Raw genomic sequence first — 26,289 nt, 5'->3', positions numbered from 1 at the left:
AAGTTGGCCACTTATATTTTAGGTTATTGGGCATTCGTCATTCCTATCGAACTTAAATTATTCTTTAACCGGTTTTTGACACTTGATGCTCTGACAACAATTGGAGAACCAATTTTATATGCACTAGGTAATTTATCGATATCAGCTTGAGCAGCCGAAAAATCAGAGTAAATACCATAAAACAGGATATATCGAGGAAAATCAATTGACCAGTATAAGTACTGGCTATCTAGTACACTTTCTAGCTCACTAACGACACGATTCAAATCAGAAACACCGCCTGTAATTATTTGTATACTGTACTTATGATCGTTTAAACCATCTAACAATGCAAATAAATCACGCATATATCGGTTATATTCATCAAGATCGGAATTATACATAAAGCTATTAAAGAGTTGCTCAAAACTATCAATAGATGGATTATCGGCAGCCAACTCAACAACATTATTATTTTTAAGTTGATTAAAATCATGGACAATGTCTTTATCAGCAATCAATAAATCCTCAGACACTGATACGTTTTCGATGAATGAATCCTGCTGAAATTCTAAGTGATTGAACTCTTTTAATACGCTCGGAATACTCTTTCCCTCTCCTACAAAATAAGTGTTGTAATAAGCAAATAAACCTATAATCAATACAGGGAAAACAAGAATCAAAGATAAAAAAGCTGCGTGTTTTCTGATAAAGCTTTTTGTTTGAGAGGGTGACAAATGATGTGGCATAACTTTTTTAGAGTCATCACAATAAGCTGCTAATAAAGCCGAATCCGCAATACTATGGATCTCCCTAATCATACCATTAGACTTTTTACAAATAAGTTTGGCAATCGGAAAACTAAATACATCATTTCCTGAATAGCCCGCTTTTCTCATCCTAAAATTGAGATAAGAAAAGACATCAGCGGGATTCAAAGCTGGAAGATAAATAGACTGTGAAACACGACTTAAAAACTGTCTAATTTCAGGCTTAGATAGATTCAAATCAAGTTCTGGCTGGCCAAATAGGACAATCTGAACGAGTTTGTGTTGATCAGTTTCCAAATTGGATAATAGGCGCATTTCTTCTAGCGTATCAATCGGCATTGCCTGTGCTTCATCAACCAATATTAAACAATGCCTACCCATTCCATGCTCTGAAATAAAAAAATGTTGCAATTGATTAATGAATGCAAACCTATGATCATTTGTACTAACTTCAAGACCAAACTCATGGCATATAAAAAATAGAATATCAGAAGGTAAGAGATTAGGAGAATTAATATAAATTACATTGAAATTCAAAGGTAGGCACTGAACCAATTTTCTTAAAATTGTCGTTTTACCACTACCGACTTCACCCACTACTTTTATAACCCCATCACCACGTTTTAAAGAATAAACTAACGCATCGACGATGTCTCCACGCGATGCATCACTATAAAAAAACTCTAAGTCAGGTGTCGAGCGAAAAGGCAGATCATTTAGATTGAAAAACGACTCATACATAAGAAGCCAATGATATTGAATTAAGTATATGTATTATATGCTGTAAACAAAGCAACAAAAAGAATTTGTAGGATAGAAAACCTAAAAACAATAAAATTATGATAAAAAAAAACCCCTCGAGGAGGGGTTTAGGAATAGGGTGCTTGGCGATGACCTACTCTCGCATGGGGAGACCCCACACTACCATCGGCGCTGGAACGTTTCACTTCTGAGTTCGAGAAGGGATCAGGTGGTTCCATTCCGCTATGGTCGCCAAGCAATTCGGTTTTGTAAATGCAGCGCATTTACTTAAATTCTTTGCTAAGAAGTAATCTCTGTTTCGCTGTGTTTGTTTTTTGTTTAGGGCTTAAGCCTTCAAACACCTTCATTGTTTGTAATAGGACACATATACCTGATCACTTGGATTGAGCAGCCTTGGCTTTCAATCTCATCTCAAGCGCTCATATCAGTTAAGTCACTTTTGAGTTGTATAGTTAAGCCTCACGAGTAATTAGTACAAGTTAGCTTCACACATTACTGCGCTTCCACACCTTGCCTATCAACGTCCTGGTCTTGAACGGCTCTTTAGAAGACTTATAGTCTAGGGAGAACTCATCTTGGGGCAAGTTTCCCGCTTAGATGCTTTCAGCGGTTATCTTTTCCGAACGTAGCTACCCAGCAGTGCCATTGGCATGACAACTGGAACACCAGCGGTTCGTCCACTCCGGTCCTCTCGTACTAGGAGCAGCCCCCCTCAATTCTCCAACGCCCACGGCAGATAGGGACCGAACTGTCTCACGACGTTCTAAACCCAGCTCGCGTACCACTTTAAATGGCGAACAGCCATACCCTTGGGACCGACTTCAGCCCCAGGATGTGATGAGCCGACATCGAGGTGCCAAACACCGCCGTCGATATGAACTCTTGGGCGGTATCAGCCTGTTATCCCCGGAGTACCTTTTATCCGTTGAGCGATGGCCCTTCCACACAGAACCACCGGATCACTAGAACCTGCTTTCGCACCTGCTCGACGTGTCAGTCTCGCAGTCAAGCACCCTTTTACTCTTGCGCTCATTGCACGATGTCCGACCGTGCTGAGGGTACCTTCGCGCTCCTCCGTTACTCTTTAGGAGGAGACCGCCCCAGTCAAACTACCCACCATACACTGTCCCTGACCAGGATTCACTGGCCGAGGTTAGAACCTCAATACTATCAGGGTGGTATTTCAAGGATGGCTCCACAAGAACTGGCGTCCTCGCTTCATAGCCTCCCACCTATCCTACACAGATAGTATCAAAGTCCAGTGCAAAGCTATAGTAAAGGTTCACGGGGTCTTTCCGTCTAGCCGCGGGTACACGGCATCTTGACCGCGATTTCAATTTCGCTGAGTCTCGGGTGGAGACAGTGTGGCCATCGTTACGCCATTCGTGCAGGTCGGAACTTACCCGACAAGGAATTTCGCTACCTTAGGACCGTTATAGTTACGGCCGCCGTTTACCGGGGCTTCGATCAAGAGCTTCGCTTGCGCTAACCCCATCAATTAACCTTCCGGCACCGGGCAGGCGTCACACCGTATACGTCATCTTTCGATTTTGCACAGTGCTGTGTTTTTAATAAACAGTCGCAGCCACCTGGTCTCTGCAACCCCCAACAGCTTACGGAGCAAGTCCTTCACCATTAGGGGCACACCTTCTCCCGAAGTTACGGTGTTATTTTGCCTAGTTCCTTCACCCGAGTTCTCTCAAGCGCCTTGGAATTCTCATCCTGCCCACCTGTGTCGGTTTGGGGTACGGTTTTTTATGACCTGAAGCTTAGAAGCTTTTCCTGGAAGCATGGCATCAACCACTTCGTCCAAAAGAGGACTCGTCATCAGTTCTCGGCATTAAAGACCCGGATTTGCCTAAGTCTTCTGCCTACCACCTTAAACAAGGACAACCATCGCCTTGCTGGCCTAGCCTTCTCCGTCCCTCCATCGCAGTCATAAAAAGTGCAGGAATATTAACCTGCTTCCCATCGATTACGCTTTTCAGCCTCACCTTAGGGGCCGACTAACCCTACGTCGATTAGCGTTGCGTAGGAAACCTTGGGCTTTCGGCGAGGGAGCTTTTCACTCCCTTTTTCGCTACTTATGTCAGCATACGCACTCGTGATATCTCCAGCATGCCTTCCAGCACACCTTCTCAGACTTACACGACGCTCCCCTACCATGCCTTTCGGCATCCGCAATTTCGGTACTATGCTTAGCCCCGTTAAATCTTCGGCGCAGGCCGACTCGATCAGTGAGCTATTACGCTTTCTTTAAAGGGTGGCTGCTTCTAAGCCAACCTCCTGACTGTCTAAGCCTTCCCACATCCTTTCCCACTGAGCATAGTTTAGGGACCTTAATTGGCGGTCTGGGTTGTTTCCCTCTTGACAACGGACGTTAGCACCCGCTGTCTGTCTCCCATGATTGCACTTGTTGGTATTCGGAGTTTGCAATGGGCTGCTAAGCCTTGACGGCCCGCTAGACCATAACAGTGCTCTACCCCCAACAGTGAGACATGAGGCACTACCTAAATAGTTTTCGGGGAGAACCAGCTATCTCCGAGCTTGATTAGCCTTTCACTCCGATCCACAGCTCATCCCCTAATTTTTCAACATTAGTGGGTTCGGACCTCCAGTTGATGTTACTCAACCTTCATCCTGGCCATGGATAGATCGCCCGGTTTCGGGTCTACTGCATGCTACTGTCGCCCATTTAAGACTCGGTTTCCCTACGGCTCCCCTATTCGGTTAACCTCGCAACACACAGTAAGTCGCTGACCCATTATACAAAAGGTACGCAGTCACACCACGAAGGTGCTCCCACTGCTTGTACGTACACGGTTTCAGGTTCTATTTCACTCCCCTTCTGGGGTTCTTTTCGCCTTTCCCTCACGGTACTGGTTCACTATCGGTCGGTAGAGAGTATTTAGCCTTGGAGGGTGGTCCCCCCATATTCAGACAGGATTTCACGTGTCCCGTCCTACTCGTTTTCACAAGAATAAAGCTTTCGCATACAGGACTATCACCTTGTATCGTCGCACTTTCCAGAGCGTTCTGCTAACTTAGTCCTTGCTTAAGGGCTGGTCCCCGTTCGCTCGCCGCTACTTAGGGAATCTCGGTTGATTTCTTTTCCTCCGGGTACTTAGATGTTTCAGTTCCCCGGGTTAGCCTCCCATTAAGGGATATCCTCGAAAGGATGGGTTTTCCCATTCAGACATCTCCGGGTCAAAGGTTATTTGCCACCTCACCGAAGCTTTTCGCAGGCTATCACGTCTTTCATCGCCTTCTACCGCCTAGGCATCCACCGTGTACGCTTAATCACTTAACTATACAACTCAAAAATAACTTATTAAACGTAAAACGTTTAACGCGTTGGTTTTGACCTTTTGTGTTGAATTTTGGATTTTCCTCAATTCAATCAAAACGCTTTTTTGAGGTACAACGCAACTAAGATTCTTCGCTGACATGTTCGCTTGAGATTTTCATCAAGATACATGTATTACCTATTACTTCAATCGATTTGGAGATTCGATTGAATTGTTATGAATAAAATCTCATCAATTTTATTCATTCTCTTTGCAGAGATTACTTCCTAATTTTTAAAGAACTTCGGTTACTACCGAGAAGCGGAATACTATCATTCCCTTCTTTTTTTGGCAATAAGAACCACTCATATCTTCTTGGTTAATCACTAGCTTGCACAAAACGCGCTTGACCAGTATTTAACGAAAACCACATGAGCGGTTGTTATTGGTGGGTCTGGGTGGATTCGAACCACCGACCTCACCCTTATCAGGGGTGCGCTCTAACCAACTGAGCTACAGACCCAATTTGTTAGGCCTGCCTTGTGCACTGCACCGACCTGTAAAATTGGTGGAGCTATGCGGGATCGAACCGCAGACCTCCTGCGTGCAAGGCAGGCGCTCTCCCAGCTGAGCTATAGCCCCAGGCTATTGGGTAATTCAGAGACAATTTATGTGAAAGCGCTAAGGTGGCTTTGGCTTTTTCTTAAAGGAGGTGATCCAGCCCCACCTTCCGATAGGGCTACCTTGTTACGACTTCACCCCAGTCATGAATCACACCGTGGTAACCGTCCTCCCGAAGGTTAGACTAGCTACTTCTGGTGCAACCCACTCCCATGGTGTGACGGGCGGTGTGTACAAGGCCCGGGAACGTATTCACCGCAACATTCTGATTTGCGATTACTAGCGATTCCGACTTCATGGAGTCGAGTTGCAGACTCCAATCCGGACTACGATCGGTTTTTTCAGATTAGCACCACCTCGCGGCTTCGCAACTGTTTGTACCGACCATTGTAGCACGTGTGTAGCCCATCCCATAAGGGCCATGATGACTTGACGTCGTCCCCGCCTTCCTCCGGTTTATCACCGGCAGTCTCATTAGAGTTCTCAACTAAATGGTAGCAACTAATGATAGGGGTTGCGCTCGTTGCGGGACTTAACCCAACATCTCACGACACGAGCTGACGACAGCCATGCAGCACCTGTCTCACAGCTCCCGAAGGCACCAATCCATCTCTGGAAAGTTCTGTGGATGTCAAGGGATGGTAAGGTTCTTCGCGTTGCATCGAATTAAACCACATGCTCCACCGCTTGTGCGGGCCCCCGTCAATTCCTTTGAGTTTTAATCTTGCGACCGTACTCCCCAGGCGGTCAACTTATCGCGTTAGCTGCGCTACTAATCTTTTTAATAAGACCAACAGCTAGTTGACATCGTTTAGGGCGTGGACTACCGGGGTATCTAATCCCGTTTGCTCCCCACGCTTTCGCACCTCAGCGTCAGTTTTAGTCCAGGAAGGCGCCTTCGCCACTGATGTTCCTTCTGATATCTACGCATTTCACTGCTACTCCAGAAATTCCCCTTCCCTCTACTAAACTCTAGATTGCCAGTTTCAATCGCCGTTCCTAGGTTGAGCCCAGGGCTTTCACAACTGACTTAACAATCCGCCTACGCGCGCTTTACGCCCAGTAATTCCGAATAACGCTTGCACCCTCTGTATTACCGCGGCTGCTGGCACAGAGTTAGCCGGTGCTTTTTCTGCGAGTAACGTCACAGATGCAGGGTATTAATCTACATCCTTTCCTCCTCGCTAAAAGTGCTTTACAACCCTCGGGCCTTCTTCACACACGCGGCATGGCTGGATCAGGCTTGCGCCCATTGTCCAATATTCCCCACTGCTGCCTCCCGTAGGAGTCTGGGCCGTGTCTCAGTCCCAGTGTGGCTGATCATCCTCTCAAACCAGCTATAGATCGTCGCCTTGGTGAGCCATTACCTCACCAACTAGCTAATCTAACATAGGCTCATCCTCTAGCGATAGCTTACAAGTAGAGGCCACCTTTACTCCTTAGAGACTATTCGGTATTAACGTAAGTTTCCCTACGGTATCCCCAACTAGAGGGCAGATTCCTATGCATTACTCACCCGTCCGCCACTCGTCAGCAAGAGCAAGCTCTTCTGTTACCGTTCGACTTGCATGTGTTAGGCCTGCCGCCAGCGTTCATTCTGAGCCAGGATCAAACTCTTCAGTTTAATCTTGAACATTTTTAAACACTCGGAATTGACAAAGTTAACATGGAAGAATTGCTTCTACCTATACTTACATTTGTCGTTTCGAGTTAATTTTTGCTTCCGCACACCTAAGCACTTCCACATAAATTATCTCTGAATTACCTGTTTTTTAAAGAACTACTTTATTCGTGAACTTAATACCATTCGCATCAAGTAAGCCCGCTATTTTAACGAGCTTCGAAACAGGTGTCAAACAATTTCTTCAATTTATTTTCTTCCCATTCCGCTTTGTTTCGCCTTCTTCAAGCATTGCTTGCGAAGTGAGGCGTATTCTACAGACTATCCTTCTCAGCGCAAGCGGTATTTTCATTTTTCTTTTACTTTTTTTCGTCTATCTATATATTTCAATAACCTAGCCCATTTCTTAATGAATTACATCATAACTACATCAAAAAACTCCGCTGGGTAACAGCTTTCGGCTTGAAAACTAATTGGCTTTTTAAGGAAGGCCTCAAGCGAAGCTACGCTGTCAGATTCCTCATCCATAATTTTAGCCACAACACTTTCTGCCGCAATGACTCTGTAGCGCTCTGCATCAAAGGACTTATCCATCCGTGTTATTTCTCTAAATATCTCATAAGCAACGGTTTCACCAGTTTTTACAACCCCTCTGCCATTGCAAACTGGACAGGGCTCACATAGTGTTCGCTCGAGACTCTCCCTTGTGCGCTTTCTAGTCATTTCAATTAAACCCAATCTTGAGATTTCACTGATTGATGTTTTTACTCGATCTTTTGCAAGCGCTTTGGTGAGCGCATCATAAACATGTGTCTTATGCTCATCATCTTCCATATCAATAAGATCTAAAATAATGATGCCACCAAGATTACGCAACCTAAGCTGCCTTGCAATAGCTTGCGTGGCCTCTAAATTGGTTCTATAGATGGTTTCTTCTAGATTTTTATGCCCTACAAACCCTCCTGTATTGACATCAATAGTCGTCATGGCCTCTGTTTGATCAATAATTAAATAGCCACCCGATTTCAGGCTAACGCGCTTTTCTAGTGCAGCCTGTATTTCATCTTCAATGTTATAAAGGTCAAAAATCGGGCGCTCACCTTGATAATGACCTAATTTGTCGGTCACTTCCAACACATACATCTTGGCAAAACTGAGCATTTTTTGATAGGTTTCGGCTGAATCGACACGGACTTTTTCAATACCTGCATTGGGTATATCTCGAAGAATTCTTAAATATAACGGCAAGTCCTCATAAATGATTTGTGGCTTAACTGCCAATCTAGCTTTTTCTATAATAGACTGCCAAAGACGTTGCAGGTATAGCATATCCGCCCTTAACTCATGAAACTCAGCCCCCTCTGCAACGGTTCTTACAATAAAGCCCCCTTCAATCTCTTTGGCCTCAGGAATCTGTTTCATTAATTCCCTAAGACGATCTCGCTCCTCAACCAAGTCTATCTTCTGAGAAACACCCAGCGTTTTTTCTGAAGGCATATAAACCAAGAGCCGCGAAGGAATGGATACCTGCATCGTGACTCTTGCCCCCTTGGAGCCTAATGGATCTTTAACCACCTGAACCATGATTTTTTGGCCTTCATGTAGAAGCTTGGCTATATCCTCAGGTGTATCCGGTGATTTTTTCTGAATAAGCTCTTGTGACAAATCGGAGACATGTAAAAATGCAGCCCGAGAAAGACCAATATCAATAAAAGCAGCCTGCATACCTGGTAATACTCGCTCTACCTTGCCCCAGTAGATATTGCCAACCAATCCTCGTTTTTTAGATCGCTCAACCCATACCTCTTGCAAAACACCATTTTCCACCCAGGCAACCCTTGTTTCGTTAGGGGTGATATTAACCAAAACCTTTTCTTCATTATTCATAGTATCACTCATAAAAACCGCTTTCAGTCAGCAATTGATTTAGTTCAAAAAGTGGAATCCCCATTACCGCAGAATAGCTACCCTCTATCCGCTCAATGTATTTTGCACCCAGTCCTTGAATGGCATACCCACCGGCTTTGCCTTGTGGCTCTCCCGAAGCCCAGTATTCATTAATTTCACTTTGAGAAAGTGATTTAAATTTAACACGCGTCTTGTTTAATGCACAAACCAGCTTATCATGGCTTAATAATGCAACAGCAGAAAGTACCAAATGCCAGTTGCCGGATAAGCTATTTAGGGTTGCTATATAGTCTGATTCTGAACTAGGTTTACCGATAATCTGTCCATCAAGCGAAAGTAACGTGTCACCGCCAATAACCCAAGCATTGGAAGCACTCAGCGCGCTATAGCCGGCTTGTGCTTTTTCCTGCGCCATTCTGAACACAAAATCCTCCGCTGACTCATTATTAAGAGCCAATTCATCCACATCCGCACGAACAATCGAAAATGACAACCCAAGCTGCCTAAGCAGTTCAGCCCGCCGTGGTGAGCTTGATGCAAGATATAGATTTTTATTCATGATTGAACCCTTAATTTTGAATTGAATTATTCGGCAAAAGTTGATTGAACAACTGTGCAATATGATAAGAATGTTTCCCCGCAAGATCGCTAATTTGTTGGCGACAGCTTAAACCAGTTGCAACTACCCAGTCGGTTTCAGCAACCTGCTCTAAAGCGGGAAGCAAGGTTTGCTGGGCAATTTTTACCGACATTTCGTAGTGCTTGTAACCAAAATCCCCAGCCATGCCACAACAGCCTGTATTGATATTATGGACAACCAGGCCTGGTATTTGAGACAACAGCCGATTCACATCACTGGGTTTAGCGAGTGACTTCTGGTGACAATGCACATGTAACCAGAGTTTTTTATCAACAACAGGCATCGCAGGTAATCGTTGTTGCTTAACCAGATCAACCAATAACTCTTCATAGAGCATAACCCGTCGATATTCAAACGCATCTGATCGTTTCGGTAACAAATCTTTCGCCTCATCTCGCCAAGTTAGCACCTCAGAGGGTTCAATGCCTATAATATAGTCATCTAGCGCGAGATTAGATAACGCCTTAATAACATTGGCTAACTCATTCGAAGCTTCCGCTAATAAGCCTTGGCTAATTAATGCGCGTGGAGACGCATTCATAAATACAGGACGCACATCAAAACCCAACTTAACCAAGCTCTGCAGGGTGGCTTTGCCCACTTCAGGTTCTTGATACTGGCTATATAAATCCACCAAGACCCAAACTTTTTGCTGATTATCGGCTGGCAAAATCGGCTGATTCAGCCACCAATCCTGCAAATCAAAATCCCCCATTTTAGGCAAGGGTCGGCGTTCATCCAACCCTAGTGCACGCCTCGATAAGCCCAACCCCATTAACCAGTCGGACTTTTTAGGGTGCTTTTGTGACCATGCCATCAGTGCTTTCTGTCGTGTCATTGTCCAGCGAATTAATTTACTCGGCTTCAATTGATAGCTCACTTCAGCTTTAAGCCGAGCCATGTCCACACTCGCTGGACACTCAGTTTTACAGGCTTTACACGCCAAACAATGGGATAAGGCATCTTGAAGTTCGGTTTGACTCAAAGCCGCGACCGGATCAGGCTCGGTAAGCGCCCAACGTAATAAATTACTGCGCCCCCTCGTGGAATAAGCCTCTTCACGACTCACTTGATAAGAAGGACACATTACACCGTTTGCCTTACGACAGGCTCCGGCGCCATTACACTTCTCCACCGCATCCATCAGGCTTATGTCATTACGCCAATCAAACCCGCCTTTAAGCTTTTGTAGAGGCTGACGATCCGCCCTCATCGGCTGCAAAACTGATTTATCGGTGAGGATGACACCAGGATTAAACTGATTTTTTGGGTCGAAAACAGACTTAATCTGCTGCCAAACACCATAAACCTCATCCCCTACCTGATGCCTTAGGAAGGGTGAGCGCAATCGACCATCGCCATGCTCTCCTGACAAGGCTCCGTTATACTGCTTTACCAAACTCGCAAACTTTTCTGCCAGATCCGCAAATGTTTTTCGTGAGTCTGGATCCGCCAAATCTAGTTCAGGCCGGATATGAATCAACCCCACAGAAGCATGACCGTAAAACACCGCAGATAACTGATGTTCAGACAACAAATTATTTACCGCATGATAAAACTCAGTCAGCCTTTCAGCAGGGACTGAAGCATCTTCAATCACCGCAACCGCTTTTTTCCTGGTACGCTTGCCCATTAACAAACCCAAACCGGCTTTTCTTAACGCCCATACCTGATGAGCCTGATGAGAAGCTATTAAAGGCGCCGCATAAGCACCTTGCTTCAACAGCCAGGCCTGCTGCTCAATCGAATTCTTTTTTAAAACTGACAAAGAATCACCAAATAGCTCGATTACCAATACCGCTGCCGGTTCACCCTCAACCCAAAAACGATTAGCCGTCTGCTCTGCATTATGTAATGTACAGTCTAAAGTCGCCTGATCTATCAACTCAATCGCCGCAGGCCTGGTTAGCAATAAAGGCTTAATTAAATTTAGCGCCTGTTCAAGCGTTGCAAAATGTGCACAAATTAATTGACTATATTTTGGTTTTTCAGTTAAGTTCAGTGTCGCGGCTGTGATAGCACATAAGGTACCTTCCGCACCGCAAACCAGTGGGGTTAAGTTAAAGGGCTTACCGGCTGGGTTAAACGGTTGGTAATCACGCACCAATACATCAAGTGCATAGCCCGTATTACGTCTAATCAAAGACGCATCGACAGCAGAGTCAAGGATGGCTTGTTTATGAAGCGTTAATAACTCAATAACTCGTCGGTAAATCGCCCCTTCCAAACTATCGAGCGCAAGTTTATTTTGTAACTTAACTTCATCAAGCGGCTCAAAGCAAACTTCTGAACCATCAGACAACAACGCATCCAAAGATACTACCCAATCTCTTGGGGTACCGAAATAAACCGATTTAGCACCCGCTGAGTTATTAGAAATAACACCACCCAGGGTCGCACGATTTGAGGTCGAGGTATCAATAGGAAAAAACAAACCATCGAAACCAAGCCGATGATTTAGTTCATCCAACACCATGCCTGGTTCGACCTTAACACGTTGCTGCTGGGGTCGATACTCAAAAACCTGATTTAAATGCCTAGATATATCGACAATCAGCCCCTCTCCAATCGCTTGCCCCGCTAACGATGTCCCTGCTCCACGCAGAGTAATGGCCTCACCCAATGCCAAAGCCTCGCGGAGATCGCTAACCAGCCCCTCACGATTTTGAGGTGTTTTAACGCCTGAGGGTTTCAGTTCAAAAACAGAGGCATCAGTTGAATAAAGCACGTTTTAATCCTTTCAAAAATTTTGTCTATTTTACTGTATTCTTGCTGCACACACTGATCAAACCCTAATCAATTCAAATTACGGCTCTCGTCTCTAACTTAAAACCCTAATTTACCATCAAGTCTTTGCTAACTTAGCACCAAGCTGAGAATGTTCTGCTACAGAATGCATGATAAAATGGCATCTTAATAAACAAAAGACCCAAACAAATCGATCAATTATCAAAATTACAGGATTTTAACCAGCATGAAAACCTCGCAACTTTTAATCGCGACCACCCGAGAAACTCCAACCGATGCCGAAATTATCAGCCATCAATTGATGCTCAGAGCGGGCTTAATTCGCCGTTTGGCGGGAGGGCTTTATACTTGGTTACCACTTGGATTAAAAGTATTGCGCAAGGTGGAAACGATTATTCGTCAAGAAATGGATCGTGCGGGCGCACAAGAAGTGTTGATGCCGGTGGTGCAACCCGCTGAATTATGGCAAGAATCCGGGCGTTGGCAGCAGTATGGTGCAGAATTATTGCGCATGCAAGACCGCCATCAACGTGATTTCTGCTTGGGCCCAACGCATGAAGAAGTCATCACCGATATGGTGCGCAAGGAAATTCGTAGTTACAAGCAGTTACCGGCCAACTTTTATCAAATCCAAACCAAATTCCGTGATGAAATTCGTCCGCGTTTTGGCGTGATGCGCTCGCGTGAGTTTATAATGAAAGACGCCTATTCATTCCATTTAGACCGTGCCAGCTTGGAAGCCACCTATCAGGTGATGTATGACAGTTATCACCGCATTTTTGAACGCATGGGATTGAACTTCCGCGCGGTTCAGGCGGACACTGGTTCGATTGGTGGCGATGGTTCGCATGAATTTCATGTACTCGCCGACTCAGGTGAAGACGCCATTGCCTTTTCAACCGACAGCGAGTTTGCGGCTAACGTTGAACTGGCTGAGGCCGTCGCACCCATCGGTGAACGCCCTGCGGCCAGTCAACCCCTAACCGAAGTGGCGACACCTAAAGTCCATACGATTGAAGAGGTCTGCGCTTACCTTAAGGTTCCAGCTTCACAAACCGTCAAAACACTGTTGGTTCAAGGGGCAACCGATGCACAACCCGTCGTTGCCCTAGTGTTGCGCGGTGATCATGAAATTAATGATATTAAGGTTGAAAAACTTGATTTAGTCGCCAGCCCAATGACGTTTGCCAGCGCTGAGCAGATTCAGCAGATTGCTGGCTGTGATGCCGGCTCAATTGGCCCAGTTGGACTTAACATTCCAATGATTGTCGACCGTGCAGCCGCGCATTGTGCTGATTTTGTTTGTGGTGCGAATAAAACCGGTTTTCACTTAACTGGCGTGAATTGGCAGCGCGATCTACAACCAGGCCTGGTGGCTGATATTCGTAATGTGGTTGAAGGCGATCCAAGCCCAGATGGTCACGGCACCATTCAAATTCGTCGTGGTATTGAGGTAGGACATATTTTCCAATTAGGCGATAAATATTCCAAAGCCCTAAATGCAAATGTGTTAAACGAAAACAGCCGCGCGCAGATTTTGGAAATGGGTTGCTATGGCATTGGGGTAACCCGCGTGGTTGCAGCGGCGATTGAACAAAACCACGACGATAAAGGCATTATTTGGCCGGATGCGATTGCGCCCTTCCAAGTCTGCATTGTACCAATGCAAATGCACAAGTCACCTAGAGTCAAACAAGTGGCCGAACAACTTTACACGGATTTAACCGCCCAGGGTATTGAGGTGCTATTTGATGACCGCAATGAGCGTCCAGGCGTGATGTTTAATGACATGGAACTGATCGGTATTCCGCACCGCATTGTGATTGGTGAGCGCGGACTAGACGAAGGTAAGATTGAATATAAACACCGCCGTGACAAAGACAGTCAAAATATTGATCAAGTTGACTTTATGGCGTTTCTTATGCAACAGATCCGTTAATCATTTTGATTTTTAACCCGAATATTTCATAAATTTGTGAAACATTCGAGCCAAATCCCCAGTTCACTGGGGATTTATTCTACTTCAATTTGCTCTTTCGCACGCTCCAAGGCTTCACCCGCCTCAAGACCTTGATGCATCAAATCATACGCCAACAACAAACGTTCATCTAAGAAATTGGTTTCAAAATCGCGCACCAGCGTTTGCCATTCCAAACGTTCTTTGTCGCCCTGCGGGCTGTGTACCATCATTTTGGCTAATAAACTCAACGCCAAAACCTGTTGATTTCGGGTTTCTTGTTGGCGCTGAAAACCGCTCACCATTTCTAGCAATTGCAACACCGCTTGTTTTTGCTGATCGGCTAATGACTTTATTAAAGCGCCCAAACCTTGCTCCAAGGTTTGCCAATGTTGTTCGTCTAACTGCACGCCAGAGGTAAGCTCTTCCACCGCAAGATTTAACGCAAAACTGGCCTGCTGATAATCCGCTAGCTGGCTAGACAAGGGAGAGGTTTGGTTATTAAAGTTAAATTCATGTAATTCAGAAACCGCCATCGCTTGTTGTGCTTCGGCGTCATTGCGCATAACCAAACGATGATGCGCTAATAACTGATCACTGCTCACCTGAGTAATATGGCAACCACACATTACTCCCGCTTCAGACTGGCGCAAATGAACCACTTCCACACTGTCAAGTGAATAGGATTCACCAATTTCATCCGCCTTAACGCGTAAAGCAAGTGGTTGCCCTGGCATAAACAACTCGGCATCCGGCAACAAAAAACTTAATCCCGTTAAATTAACATCCACGCCTTCAAACCCAGACTCAAACTGAGTGTCTTCATAATCTGTTACATAAAACCGGCGATTAAAACGAGCAGATTGACGCTGTTCAGACGGCATAGATTATCCTTTTTTATTTCCAAACAATGCCTCACACTCAGCTTGAGGCATCCAACCTATACAGCTCCTAACTTTTAACGACTGATAATTTCTTACAATCGGCATCACCGTAAGTAGGCCCCAAATAATCTGATACCAAGCCCAGCCAATTGGCGAAGGCTGGCGAGCCCACCATTGATTATTCACACCAAAATGCTTGGTCTTAAAAACCAAATGAATCGCCAAGCGCCAATACTTAGTAGCATATTGAATCTTTTTAGCCAAACCTGACATTAGTTCGTCTCCAAAATATATAATAATTGGTTTTCGTTAAACACCGTTGAACCCCTGCCGACGGCCAGGGTTTTAATGCGTCCCGCCTGCGGTGCCTTGATGTAAAAATAATCAGACCAGGCCTGGTGCAGAGCTAATTCAGCTTCTGCCTTCAATAAAGCTTGCTGTGCAAGCTCTAGATCCAGCTTTGCCCGCTCAAATGGACGTTTAGCAATCACCGTTCGATCATAAAGGTCTTCAACCTGCTCAAATTCAATTTTAGCATCCGCCAAAGCCGCTTGGCGGTAAGCTAATTCAGCCTTTAAAACAGCAAGTTTGGCTTGGTATCGGCGGTCATCAATAGTCAAAATAGCCTGTCCCGCTCGAACCTGCTGCCCCTCTTTAACACTCACCGCAGTGACCTGACCTACTACTAAAGATCCCACTTTAATTTCAGCTGAAATGGCTGGCATCGACATCATCATTGCAACAAAAAATAAGCCTAATCGTTTCATCTCCCATCACTCCTCAATTAATTATTTTCTGATGGTTGGGTTGGCAATAAAAAAGAAGCATCCGAACCGGTTAAAAAAGCCATTTGCGCCCAAAGCATGACGCGCTTTAATTCAAAAGCCAACGCATCATAATCCGCCTGAGATATCTTCACCAATGCATCACCAAAATCAGACTGCTGCTCATTTTCATAGAGTGCGCGCTTATAATCCATATTAAATGCGGCAAATGTTTTAGATGCCTCAACCGCTTGTTCTTCAACATTAAGTAAGGCTAATTGAAAAAACAAATCGGTAACCTGTTCACGAATTTTCTGTTCTGCCGCTAAACGATCAGCTTCAACTAGCTTCACCTGCGATGCCTCACGATCAAGCCTCGCTCGATTTAAACCGCTATCAAATAAAGGCATAGACATTGAAATCTCCGCATGCCAATGACCTTCGCGCACATCAGGATAACTTGAAAGCTGCCCTACCCATGCATCTGCTCGCAAACTTGGCATTTTACTCGCCTTAACACTCGCCACACGCTTTTGCGCTGCCAGTTCTGCTTGCTGATATGAGCGAATCTCAACATTATTCGCTAAAGCCTTTTCAAGAAAAAGCTCGACCCTTGCCAACTCATCTGGAATCTGATTGAATCTAGGCATTTCAAGCCTCGAAATCACGGCATCGGAACGTCCCATCGTATTGGCTAACAACATCCGAGTGCGACGCAAATTGGTTTGCGCTCTTTGGCGCTGAACAAAGGCCTGTTGATAGTTTTTTTCATAATCATAAAGCATAACATCAGAAACACGCCCTAACGCGTGATCCTCACGCACCTTATCCAAGGTAACAAAAGCAATCGCCATCGCCTCATTTTCAACCCGGTAGTTCATGTCGGCCAACAACACATTAAAGTAGGCCTGCATTAACATCAAACGGAACTCATTTTCGGCTGCCTCCACGGCCAAAGACCTAGCCTCACTATCCAACAACCAGGCCTGATTCAGCTTTTGGGTTTTACCAAAATCATAAAGAGGTAGACCAAAATGCAAGGCTGCAAGATGATGATTCTGGCGTTCACCATTAAACTCACGCTGACCTAATCTTGCTTGAAGACCCAATGAAAAGCTGTCCAGTGCCTGACTCTCCTTAAGCTGCGCTTCTGATTTATAAAATGCGGCCTGTTTGGCTAAAACGCTAGGACTCATACTAGCCGGTAAGTTAAGAACATAGTCGAGCGTTAAAGGCGAGGGTAACTGAGTTTTCTCACTCGCCTGAATGGAAAAGCTAGCAAAAATAAGCAGCGATGTAATCAGTTTAAACTTCATAGTTATCACCGTTACTCTTGAGTGCGTTTGAAACGATTAAACGGCATAGTCGCGTGATGACCTTCAACAACATAGCGACCAAAAAGCATAAATTCCTCTTTAGTATGAGTTGGTCCAGTGTAGCGCGCCATAGGCTTACCTTCCAAATCAAACATCATCATCACGGGCGTAGCGCGCACTCGATATTTTCTCTCAGCCATTTCTTTACCCGTATTAAATTCCGTACCATCAAAATCCGTTACCGGGCTACCACCCTCTATATCAAAGCGATAAACTTTAAAATGTTGATGAAAATACTCAATCACATCCTCTTCTTTTAAAATTGTTTCTTTCATACGATGACAAAAAGGACAATCATCCATCTCGAAAAAAATAAATACCCCCATTTTCTCCTCGTCCTTAGCCAGCTCTAACTCCTCTTGAAAGTTACCGAAACTCTCGTCAAAAAACGCTGCTGACCAGGCCTGGTGACTGAAGATCAGCGCCAAACTTAAAAAGCCAATTTTTATCATTTCAAGCGCTTTCATTGTATCCTCCTGCTCTTTTGAGCTATTTTTTTGTTAACTTGAATGTTTTGCTTCATAAGACCGAATAAATTCTTCCAAAATCTGCTGATTGACCAAACCTGCTCGCCCTGCAACAATCTCGCCGCTTGGAGAAATCATATAAGTGCTGGGTAAACCACGCAAGGGGCCAAAAGGCGTGCGATTGCTATTAAGATCTACATCTGCAAATCTAACAATTGGAAAGCTAATCATCAAGTCTTCGGTAAAATTATTCACCTTTTCAACCGGAATATTCTCAAAATTAACGCCTAATACAATCGCACCCTTATCCTTATTTTGCTCATGAAAAAAGGTCAGGTCTGGCATTTCCTTGACACAAGGGGGACACCAAGTAGCCCAAATATTAACCACAACCCACTGCCCCTTAAAATCAGACAGCATCACCTTATTGCCTTGCATATCAACAAATTCAATATCTGTTTTTGCCTGTGCTGCCGACCAAGCGAACAACATAGCGAAACCAAAACTAACAATCAACCAGCTTGCAATACCCCTGAGTGAACTCACTTCTAGTTTGTTTTTCACTGTATTAAACTCCTTATCATCAAAATTAATCGTCTATCTTGCCAGCACATCCTTTACAAAAGGCAAAGTCATTCGCCTCTTTTCAGCAAGACTCGCCTGCTCCAAAACCTGTAATACGGTTAACAACTCCTGCAAATCCAATGAGAAGCGTTTGATCAAAAAATTAGCAACCTCCAAACTCAGCTCAAACCCACGATTCACCGCATGACGTTGCAAAGCCAGAATCAATGAATCTCTATCGTTGATAGGTGCAAGCGGAATAGGCATAATCGAAAAAACTTCTGAACGCAACGCATCTGTTTCGATTGGCCAATCAGCGAGCGGCATTTGCCCTGCAAGCAGAACGCGATGCCCCTGAACCTTTGACTTAGCAATCAAGTTAGCCAGTGCTTTTTCCCAGGCAGGCTCACCCAAGATAGCCTCTATGCCATCTAGACAAACCAAATCAGTCACCTCTAAGCCCACCAACACATCGGCAATCAAGGGTAAGCTTTGATCCATCAATGGAAAAAACACACTTTGAAGCATCTTCTCACTGTAAAAACGGCAAGCGGCTTGCAATAGGTGCGTCTTGCCCACCCCGTCGGGGCCATAAAAATAATAACACCCCGCATACTGAGGTTTATCGGGTTGCTGAAGATTACTCAAAGTTTGTGCAATCAATTCCTGCTCTGCAACAAATGTTTTAAAACTGGCATCATTACGTAAACTAATCTTTAGCGGTAATTGAACCAGCATACTCTGTTCATTCACGGTTGATACTGCCCCTTAAGCTGACCTTGAAATAAAGTTTGATGATTCCATTCTACTAGTTTTAATTTGTTCAATTCGTCTAGCAAATTTGAAAGTTGCCCAGTATAGGTAACCTCAAATTTGATAACATCTTTATTTAAACCAACAAGCCTAACATCTGTGGCAATAGGCTGTAGATTTAACATAAACGACTCCAGAACACTAAACGCCTGATAACTAGCTATATTCGAAACTTCAATTTCAATGAGCCCCAAAGTTCCAAGTCCCTGCCTATAAGGTGTTGAATAAAAATCTAGCAACTTATTAAGAGAAAGCTTCATCATTTCATCAAAAGACTCCCCAACATCCTCGCCACCCAACAATAATGCCCCATCATTTAAAGAATAAAGTCGCCAAACCCAACGAATAACCTGACCAATTTGATCCGCTTTATAAACAAACAAAAAAGGACTATCAAACTCAATATTGCTCAATAAACTTGTCGGCAATAGATCAAAATTTACTAACACTTCAGGCGAGGGAATAAGCTCAAACAGCGCGCTATCTTGTGGCAATTTAACAGGCAGGCCCAACAGACGACTATGCCCCCTAAAATCCAAATCAATCCTATACTCCAAACTCTGTTCAGAAATATTCTCTCTGAGCCCCATGTGCTCCCATTGACCAAGCATGAGCGTTTGAGGACGGTAGTTTAATGGCCAGATATGAATTCCTGAAGCTTGCAGCTCAGCTAGCAACCGATTTCGGTCAAACTCAACCGCCAAGCTTTGCCCCATCACTACACCATCAATTTCACGATTAACCAGTTGAAAACGCAAAACCCATTGGCGTGCATTGCGGATAAACTTTTGAGCTTCGGATGCTGAAGCAAACTCAGCATCGCCGACCAACCTCACCAATAAATCCCCCATTGCCTGCTGCAAATACAGATTTATGTCACTCGCATTGTACTGCTCTATTGGCTTTTCAATTTTAAATAAATCCAACGATTCTTTTGCCTGAACCGTTGGAAATAACATAAATACACTGATAATTAGCCGAAGCATTAAACTTCTCATACCCGCCTCGCTGTTTTTTGGTTACAATATCATAATATTTTTTTACATGTAGATTGGATTGATTTAGCAGCTCCGCACGAATTGATTTACTACATAGATTTCTAAACGCTAACAAAAGTTCAAATATCTATGACAAACAAAGCCTCATTAAGTTACAAAGATGCCGGTGTCGACATTGACGCGGGTGATGCCCTAGTACAAGCTATTAAACCCATTGCTAAAGCAACCGCAAGACCAGAAGTAATGGCCTCCCTGGGGGGATTTGGTGCCCTATTTGAACTACCGGTTGGCAAATATAAAAATCCGGTTCTTGTATCAGGTACTGATGGTGTCGGCACCAAACTTAGACTGGCGATTGACACGGGTAAGCACGACCAAGTGGGTATAGACCTAGTCGCTATGTGTGTTAACGACTTAATTGTTCAAGGTGCAGAACCGCTTTTCTTCCTTGATTACTACGCAACTGGAAAACTTGATATTAATGTTGCAAAAGATGTGATCCAAGGCATAGGCGAAGGCTGTCAGCAATCGGGTTGCGCGCTGATTGGTGGCGAAACGGCTGAAATGCCCGGCATGTATCCGGTAGGTGATTACGATCTTGCTGGTTTCTGTGTTGGGATTGTTGAAAAAGATCAACTCATTGATGGCTCCCAGGTCAAGGCTGGCGACATTCTTCTTGGATTAGCCTCTTCCGGCCCGCATTCAAATGGCTACTCACTGATTCGCAAAATCATTGAAGTCAGTGGTGAAGACTTATCACAAGACCTAGCAGGCCAGCCGTTAGTCGATGCTTTGATGGCACCAACGCGTATTTACGTCAAATCCTTGCTTGAACTTTTCACTCAAGTCAATGTAAAAGCACTTTCACATATTACTGGCGGTGGTCTGATTGAAAACCTACCTCGCGTTATGCCGAACAACACTTGCGCTCAGGTCAATACTCAAAGCTGGCAGCGGCCTGCTGTATTTGACTGGCTTCAAGATCGTGGTAATGTTGACCCTATCGAAATGCACCGCACTTTTAACTGCGGCATTGGCATGGTACTGGTTATCGACCCGGCAGATCAACAAAAAGCAGTGGACGTTTTAACTGGGCTTGGCGAGCAGGTTTCGATCATTGGTGAAATCAAATCCACTGAGAAAACAGAACCTTTTGTTGAGTTAATCAGCGAGTAATTGACAGCATGTCACATCCGCTATTAAAGGTTGTTGTTTTATTGTCAGGAAACGGCTCAAACCTTCAGGCACTGATTGATTACCAAAGCCAACCTGACTGCCAATACAAAATAGTAAAAGTCATCGCCAACAAACCCGAAGCTTATGGGTTAGTGCGTGCAAAACAGTCTCAAATCCCGGCTGTTTTAATTGATCATACTCACTATCAACGTCGAGAAGATTTCGAACAAGCGTTGATCAATGAAATCGACCAAGAACCACCAGGCCTGGTGGTTCTTGCAGGGTTTATGCGAATATTGACGCCGCTTTTTACTGAACATTATATTGGTAAGATGTTAAATATCCATCCCTCGTTGCTTCCCAAATACCCAGGGCTCAACACCCACCAACGTGCACTCGATGCTGGCGACAGACTTCACGGTCTAAGCATCCACTTTGTCACCTCAGAACTCGATGGTGGCCCTGTTATCCTTCAAGCCACACTCAGTATTCAACCGGGACTAAATGCCGACTCACTTCAGAAAAAGGTTCACCAACTTGAGCACCAAGCCTACCCTCTAGCGGTGCAATACTATGCACAAGGTCAGTTTGAACTTAAAAACAACCAGGCCTGGTACAAAAATCAACCATTGATGACCCCGCTTCAACTTTCAGAACGCTAAGATGTCAAATTTACAGAGGTTCTTAACTCAATTACTTTTTGCCTGTTTAGCCTTGTTCATGACGGCCCCAACAAAAGCACTTACCCCGTTTGAAGCCAGTTTTAAAGTTGAAGCACTCGGCTTTACCCTGGGTAAAGCCGATCATAAGCTTAGTTGCAAGAACCATCATTGTGAACTAACCAGCCACGCCACGCCAACGGGATTAGCTCGGCGTTTAATCGGCGAAGAAGGGCGCGAGCGAGTTCAACTTGAACTGAAGGACGATCAATTAAGCTGGTTAGCTTATGAGAACAAAACGCTAAATATTCGAAACCAAGAGATCACTGATCAAACCCTTGTCCGCCTAAACATGGAAACACAAGAAATTGAGAACCAAGAGCGCAATCTAACATGGCCCTACACCCCAACCACTTTTGACCCCCTCTCAATGGCCTATGCACTGCAACACCGCATTCAACATAACCAACCTCTCGATGCTATGCTACTGCAAGAAGAGCGACGCCAACGCCCCCTTGCTTTCGAGCTCAGAGGAAATGCAGCATTAAGAACCCCTTTCCAATCACAATTAACAACACAACACTATGTTGCTGACTCCCCTGAATATATGGTTTCAGTTTGGCTGGCAAGCGAATTAAACCACTTCCCTGTGCAAGTTGAAATCCATGATAAAAAACGTCGGCGCAGCATGAGACTTAGCTTGTTGTCGCGCCCAAACTTTGACGAAGAGAATCGACCATGAAACTGAGTGATCACGACATTTCCAGCGCACTCGCGCAACAACGCATAAAAATTGAACCCATGCCGACTGAAAACAAAATCAAAGGTATCAGTGTTGATTTAAGACTTGATAATCGCTTCCGCGTATTTAATGACCATACCGCGCCCTTTATTGATCTTAGTGGCCCCAAAGAAGAGATGCAAGCCCTACTCGACAAGGTAATGGGCAATGAGATCGTTATTGAAGATGACCAGGCTTTTTTCTTACACCCAGGTGAGTTGGCACTTGCCTCAACGCTGGAATCCATTACTATTCCAGACGATCTGGTGGGTTGGCTTGATGGTCGATCCAGCCTCGCTCGCTTGGGCTTAATGGTGCATGTCACCGCACACCGCATCGATCCGGGTTGGCATGGACAAATCGTACTGGAAATTTTTAATAGCGGAAAGCTGCCGCTAGCCCTGCGACCAGGAATGGACATTTGTGCGATTAATTTTGAAACCCTATCCAGTCCTGCGCAAAAACCTTACAACAAACGCGCTGATGCCAAATACCGAAACCAAACCGGCCCAACTTCGAGCCGGATCAATCAGGATTCCAGAAGTCTATCGGACTAAACCGAACGAACTTATCCTGTTGACCTTAGCGTTGCTGCAACGAATCAAAACCCGCTAGAAAACCACTCAAGCGGGTGAATATGCTATCCACCCCCCCTTTTACATCCGCTTCGATGTTAAGGGCTAACACTGGATCATGCAAAGATAACCTCAGCAGAAACCAGCCCTGCTGATCCAAACCCTGACAAGACACCCGAATACCCTCAAAGCTGTTAGGCGCAAGCTGCCAATCGTCTTGCTCAGCTACAAATTTTTCAAGGGCAGCCAGCACATTTTTACCATAGGTTTGAAAATCCGACTGTTGAATCAAATAACGCTTCTCAAGCGCCTCAATAGGCTCATTAAGTGATGAAACAAGACTTGCTAAAGATTGCTGGTTTAGTTTTGCTTTTGCCAACTCAACTAACAACTTGGTTACCAAATAGGCACCATCATCTAAAAAGTAATTCTCTTTTAAAGCCGCATGCCCAGATGTTTCAATGGCCAATGGGGTAAACACTCCCTCGTTATTGAGCCGAATCGCTTCATTAATGACGTTTTTGTAACCCCGCTTAAAACGATGATGACGGCCTTTAAGCTGGTTTTCAATAAAGTCAGTCAAACCATCCGAGGTAACCGAATCAGTTACAATGGTTGCACCGGGATACTGCTTGAGCAAGATGGCAGAAATCAACGCAATCAAACGATTACGATTAAACTCATGCCCGCTTTCATCCACCGCTGCACTGCGGTCCACATCGGTATCAAAAATAATTCCAAAATCAGCTTGATAACGAATAACCGCATCACGAATTGAAGCCATGGCAGCGGCATCTTCTGGGTTAGGAATATGATTAGGAAAGCGTCCATCCGGCTCCAAAAACTGGCTACCTGTGGTATCCGCGCCCAAGGGTCTTAACACCCGATCAACATAAAACCCACCCGCACCATTGCCGGCATCCACAATAATTTTTAAACCTGTTAGGGGTTGCGCGTAATGCGTTGGATGATCAATCGCTTGTCGAACGGTTTCAACCAGGCCTGCTGCATACACCGCCATAAAATCAACGCTTTGCGCCGTTTGAGTACAAGGCAAATAGACACACTCAGCGGCCAAGTTCAATAAACTGCGAATATCCTGTTTATCCAATCCGCCCTTCGCGGTAAAAAACTTAAATCCATTACGGTTAAAAGGTAAATGGCTGGCGGTAATCATGACCGCGCCATCATAAGGTCCTATTTCATCCTGTTGATCGCTTACCGTTGACATAAACATCGCCGGGGTCGATGCCAAGCCAAAGTCACTGACCTCAACACCGATCGCCATTAAGCCCTCAGCCAACCCCCTCGCCAACATCGGCCCTGAAAGTCGGCTATCTCGTCCAACCCCAATCTTAAGCTGTGAAAATGGTTTCTCAAGCGTGTCTGATAACCAACGTGCAAAAGCTTGGCCTATTGCATTCGCTTGCTCAGACGTTAAATTAACTGACTCACCAGCAACCCCCTCAAGGGCAATACCTCGAATATCTGAGCCATTTTGTAAGCCATACCATAAACCCTGCTCCATCGCCGCACTCCAACCATATAAACCAAACAATAATACTTTCAGTGTAACCTATAAAACACATAAAAAGTGAAGCAGAATAGAGCAAAAACTTCTAGCGCCAAACCTATCGACTTTATAAAAACGCAAGCTGAACACATAATCCGGTTAACTGCCTATAAAAACTTTTAATTAGCATAAAACTTATCTACGTATAAAATACTTTTATACGTCTTTATGATATCCAGCCTAATTCCTGATAAAATTAGTCGGGAATTAATATTTTACCAATTCGGAGCAAAACATGGGGTTACTAGACCGCTTATTTGGCGATGGCATTAGCGATGATCTTCAGCAACAGATTAACCAAAAATTGGCTAATATTTGCCTACCTTTTATGAAAACCAATATGGCACAAGCCAAGTGTGTCCAGGCTTTTACGCTTAAAAAAAACATCCTAAGCTTTAACCTGCATTGGCCCTATCCAGCAAAAAACCTGTATGCCGAGACAGAACAAAAACTCACCCAAGCACTGACTGAGATTGAAGGAATTGATCAGCTAAACATTCAGCATCGGCTTGATATTAAAGCCCACCAAACCCAACCCAATGTTCAAGCACTAACAAATATTAAAAACATTATTGCAGTGGGTTCGGGCAAGGGCGGTGTCGGCAAATCCACCACCAGTACTAACCTAGCCTTAGCCCTCAGCGAGCAAGGCGCACGCGTTGGGGTGCTGGATGCCGATATTTATGGCCCTAGCCTGCCTACACTCCTCGGTTTAAAAGGCAAACCCACGTCCGAAGACGGCAAAAGCATGCAACCTATGCAAGCCTATGGTTTGCAAGCCATGTCGATTGGTTTTCTCATCGAAGAAGATACCCCGATGATTTGGCGCGGCCCGATTGTGACCCAAACCTTGACACAATTGCTAAAAGAAACTGCATGGGACAACTTGGATTATTTGATTATTGACTTGCCGCCCGGCACGGGTGACGTGCAATTAACGCTCGCACAACAAATTCCTGTGACCGGTGCGGTGATTGTCACCACCCCGCAAGACCTCGCGCTGATTGATGCCAAAAAAGCCTATAAAATGTTCGAGAAGGTCAATATTCCTGTGCTAGGCATTATTGAAAACATGAGCACCCATATCTGCTCCAACTGTGGGCATGAGGAAGCGATTTTCGGCGAACAAGGCGGGCAAACCTTAGCCGAAACCTATCAAATTCCGTTTTTAGGTGCGATGCCCCTGGCGATGAAGATTCGTCAACAGGCAGATCAAGGCAAACCCAGCATAGTCGCTGAACCGGACGGTCCTTATGCCGGAAAATACCGCCAGATTAGTTTCCAAGTCAGTGCACAACTGGCCGATGCGAAGCGTAATTACAGCACGGTATTTCCTAAAATAGTGATTGAGAACAGCTAGAATCCA

Annotated in this window: 19 protein-coding genes, 2 tRNA genes and 3 rRNA genes; 6 read left to right on the top strand and 18 right to left on the bottom strand. The window is 44.8% G+C overall.

Features of this window, described 5'->3' with window-relative positions; all coding sequences use genetic code 11:
- Positions 1-23: 23 nt before the first annotated feature.
- The 9 genes from JX580_RS03865 to JX580_RS03825 form a co-directional block, all read right to left on the bottom strand.
- Positions 24-1,490: an ExeA family protein gene (locus tag JX580_RS03865; RefSeq protein WP_248851478.1), complete on the bottom strand. Its 1,467-nt coding sequence runs from the start codon at positions 1,488-1,490 to the stop codon at positions 24-26.
- Between the two features lie 141 nt (positions 1,491-1,631).
- Positions 1,632-1,747, bottom strand: a 5S ribosomal RNA gene (gene rrf, locus JX580_RS03860).
- A 212-nt stretch (positions 1,748-1,959) separates the two neighbouring features.
- A 23S ribosomal RNA gene (locus tag JX580_RS03855) occupies positions 1,960-4,821 on the bottom strand.
- Positions 4,822-5,244: 423 nt separating this feature from the next.
- Positions 5,245-5,321 (bottom strand) — tRNA-Ile (locus tag JX580_RS03850).
- Between the two features lie 43 nt (positions 5,322-5,364).
- Positions 5,365-5,440, bottom strand: a tRNA-Ala gene (locus JX580_RS03845).
- 63 nt (positions 5,441-5,503) lie between these two features.
- Positions 5,504-7,043: ribosomal RNA gene (locus tag JX580_RS03840) — 16S ribosomal RNA — on the bottom strand.
- The 16S, 23S and 5S rRNA genes sit together here with 2 tRNA genes alongside, the layout of an rRNA operon.
- A 411-nt stretch (positions 7,044-7,454) precedes the next feature.
- Positions 7,455-8,927 carry a ribonuclease G gene (rng, locus tag JX580_RS03835; RefSeq protein WP_248851876.1) on the bottom strand — a complete coding sequence of 491 codons (1,473 nt, stop codon included), beginning with the start codon at positions 8,925-8,927 and terminating at the stop codon, positions 7,455-7,457.
- 4 nt (positions 8,928-8,931) lie between these two features.
- Complete coding sequence (locus tag JX580_RS03830) at positions 8,932-9,507, bottom strand: Maf family protein (RefSeq protein WP_248851477.1); 576 nt, start codon at positions 9,505-9,507, stop codon at positions 8,932-8,934.
- A gap of 10 nt (positions 9,508-9,517) precedes the next feature.
- Complete coding sequence (locus JX580_RS03825; protein ID WP_248851476.1) at positions 9,518-12,316, bottom strand: FAD-binding and (Fe-S)-binding domain-containing protein; 2,799 nt, start codon at positions 12,314-12,316, stop codon at positions 9,518-9,520.
- A gap of 246 nt (positions 12,317-12,562) precedes the next feature.
- Between JX580_RS03825 and JX580_RS03820 the strand changes: the two genes are divergently transcribed.
- The gene (locus JX580_RS03820; RefSeq protein ID WP_248851475.1) at positions 12,563-14,275 is read left to right on the top strand and encodes a proline--tRNA ligase; all 1,713 of its coding nucleotides are present in this window, start codon (positions 12,563-12,565) and stop codon (positions 14,273-14,275) included.
- A gap of 74 nt (positions 14,276-14,349) precedes the next feature.
- Here JX580_RS03820 and JX580_RS03815 read toward each other — a convergent pair whose 3' ends face one another.
- From JX580_RS03815 to JX580_RS03780, 8 genes are read right to left on the bottom strand one after another with little or no spacing between them, the layout of a single operon-like run.
- Entirely contained in the window at positions 14,350-15,177 is an 828-nt protein-coding gene (locus JX580_RS03815; RefSeq protein WP_248851474.1) for a PilZ domain-containing protein, read from the bottom strand.
- Positions 15,178-15,180: 3 nt separating this feature from the next.
- A complete protein-coding gene (locus JX580_RS03810; protein WP_248851473.1) occupies positions 15,181-15,450 on the bottom strand; it encodes a hypothetical protein in 270 nt (89 codons plus the stop codon).
- Positions 15,450-15,944 (bottom strand): efflux RND transporter periplasmic adaptor subunit, encoded by a 495-nt coding sequence (locus JX580_RS03805; RefSeq protein WP_248851472.1) that lies wholly within the window; start codon positions 15,942-15,944, stop codon positions 15,450-15,452. Before JX580_RS03805 ends, JX580_RS03810 begins: the two co-directional genes overlap by 1 nt.
- Before the next feature lie 17 nt (positions 15,945-15,961).
- Complete coding sequence (locus JX580_RS03800; protein WP_248851471.1) at positions 15,962-17,257, bottom strand: TolC family protein; 1,296 nt, start codon at positions 17,255-17,257, stop codon at positions 15,962-15,964.
- A gap of 11 nt (positions 17,258-17,268) precedes the next feature.
- Positions 17,269-17,784 (bottom strand): thioredoxin family protein, encoded by a 516-nt coding sequence (locus JX580_RS03795; RefSeq protein WP_248851470.1) that lies wholly within the window; start codon positions 17,782-17,784, stop codon positions 17,269-17,271.
- Positions 17,785-17,817: 33 nt separating this feature from the next.
- On the bottom strand, positions 17,818-18,348 hold the full coding sequence (locus JX580_RS03790; RefSeq protein WP_248851469.1) for a TlpA disulfide reductase family protein: 531 nt from the start codon (positions 18,346-18,348) through the stop codon (positions 17,818-17,820).
- Positions 18,349-18,381: 33 nt separating this feature from the next.
- A complete protein-coding gene (hda, locus tag JX580_RS03785; RefSeq protein WP_248851468.1) occupies positions 18,382-19,101 on the bottom strand; it encodes a DnaA regulatory inactivator Hda in 720 nt (239 codons plus the stop codon).
- Positions 19,098-20,159 carry a DUF2066 domain-containing protein gene (locus JX580_RS03780; protein WP_248851467.1) on the bottom strand — a complete coding sequence of 354 codons (1,062 nt, stop codon included), beginning with the start codon at positions 20,157-20,159 and terminating at the stop codon, positions 19,098-19,100. The genes hda and JX580_RS03780 overlap by 4 nt, the downstream gene beginning before the upstream one ends.
- Before the next feature lie 129 nt (positions 20,160-20,288).
- Between JX580_RS03780 and purM the strand changes: the two genes are divergently transcribed.
- The 4 genes from purM to dcd are packed head-to-tail and all read left to right on the top strand — an operon-like array spanning position 20,289 to position 23,332.
- A complete protein-coding gene (gene purM / locus JX580_RS03775) occupies positions 20,289-21,335 on the top strand; it encodes a phosphoribosylformylglycinamidine cyclo-ligase (protein WP_248851466.1) in 1,047 nt (348 codons plus the stop codon).
- 8 nt (positions 21,336-21,343) lie between these two features.
- Entirely contained in the window at positions 21,344-21,997 is a 654-nt protein-coding gene (gene purN / locus JX580_RS03770) for a phosphoribosylglycinamide formyltransferase (protein WP_248851465.1), read from the top strand.
- A 58-nt stretch (positions 21,998-22,055) separates the two neighbouring features.
- A complete protein-coding gene (locus JX580_RS03765; protein ID WP_248851464.1) occupies positions 22,056-22,736 on the top strand; it encodes a DUF3108 domain-containing protein in 681 nt (226 codons plus the stop codon).
- On the top strand, positions 22,733-23,332 hold the full coding sequence (dcd, locus tag JX580_RS03760; protein ID WP_248851463.1) for a dCTP deaminase: 600 nt from the start codon (positions 22,733-22,735) through the stop codon (positions 23,330-23,332). The genes JX580_RS03765 and dcd overlap by 4 nt, the downstream gene beginning before the upstream one ends.
- Before the next feature lie 25 nt (positions 23,333-23,357).
- Here dcd and JX580_RS03755 read toward each other — a convergent pair whose 3' ends face one another.
- Positions 23,358-24,878 carry a phosphomannomutase/phosphoglucomutase gene (locus JX580_RS03755; protein ID WP_248851462.1) on the bottom strand — a complete coding sequence of 507 codons (1,521 nt, stop codon included), beginning with the start codon at positions 24,876-24,878 and terminating at the stop codon, positions 23,358-23,360.
- Between the two features lie 280 nt (positions 24,879-25,158).
- Here JX580_RS03755 and apbC point away from each other — a divergent pair, with 280 nt between their 5' ends.
- Positions 25,159-26,283 carry an iron-sulfur cluster carrier protein ApbC gene (apbC, locus tag JX580_RS03750; RefSeq protein ID WP_248851461.1) on the top strand — a complete coding sequence of 375 codons (1,125 nt, stop codon included), beginning with the start codon at positions 25,159-25,161 and terminating at the stop codon, positions 26,281-26,283.
- Positions 26,284-26,289 lie beyond the last annotated feature (6 nt).

Source organism: Thiomicrospira microaerophila, from assembly GCF_023278225.1.
GTDB classification, from domain to species: Bacteria; Pseudomonadota; Gammaproteobacteria; order Thiomicrospirales; family Thiomicrospiraceae; genus Thiomicrospira; species Thiomicrospira microaerophila_A.
The sequence above is the reverse complement of the archived record's forward strand: the minus strand, read 5'-3'. Positions and strand labels throughout refer to the sequence as shown.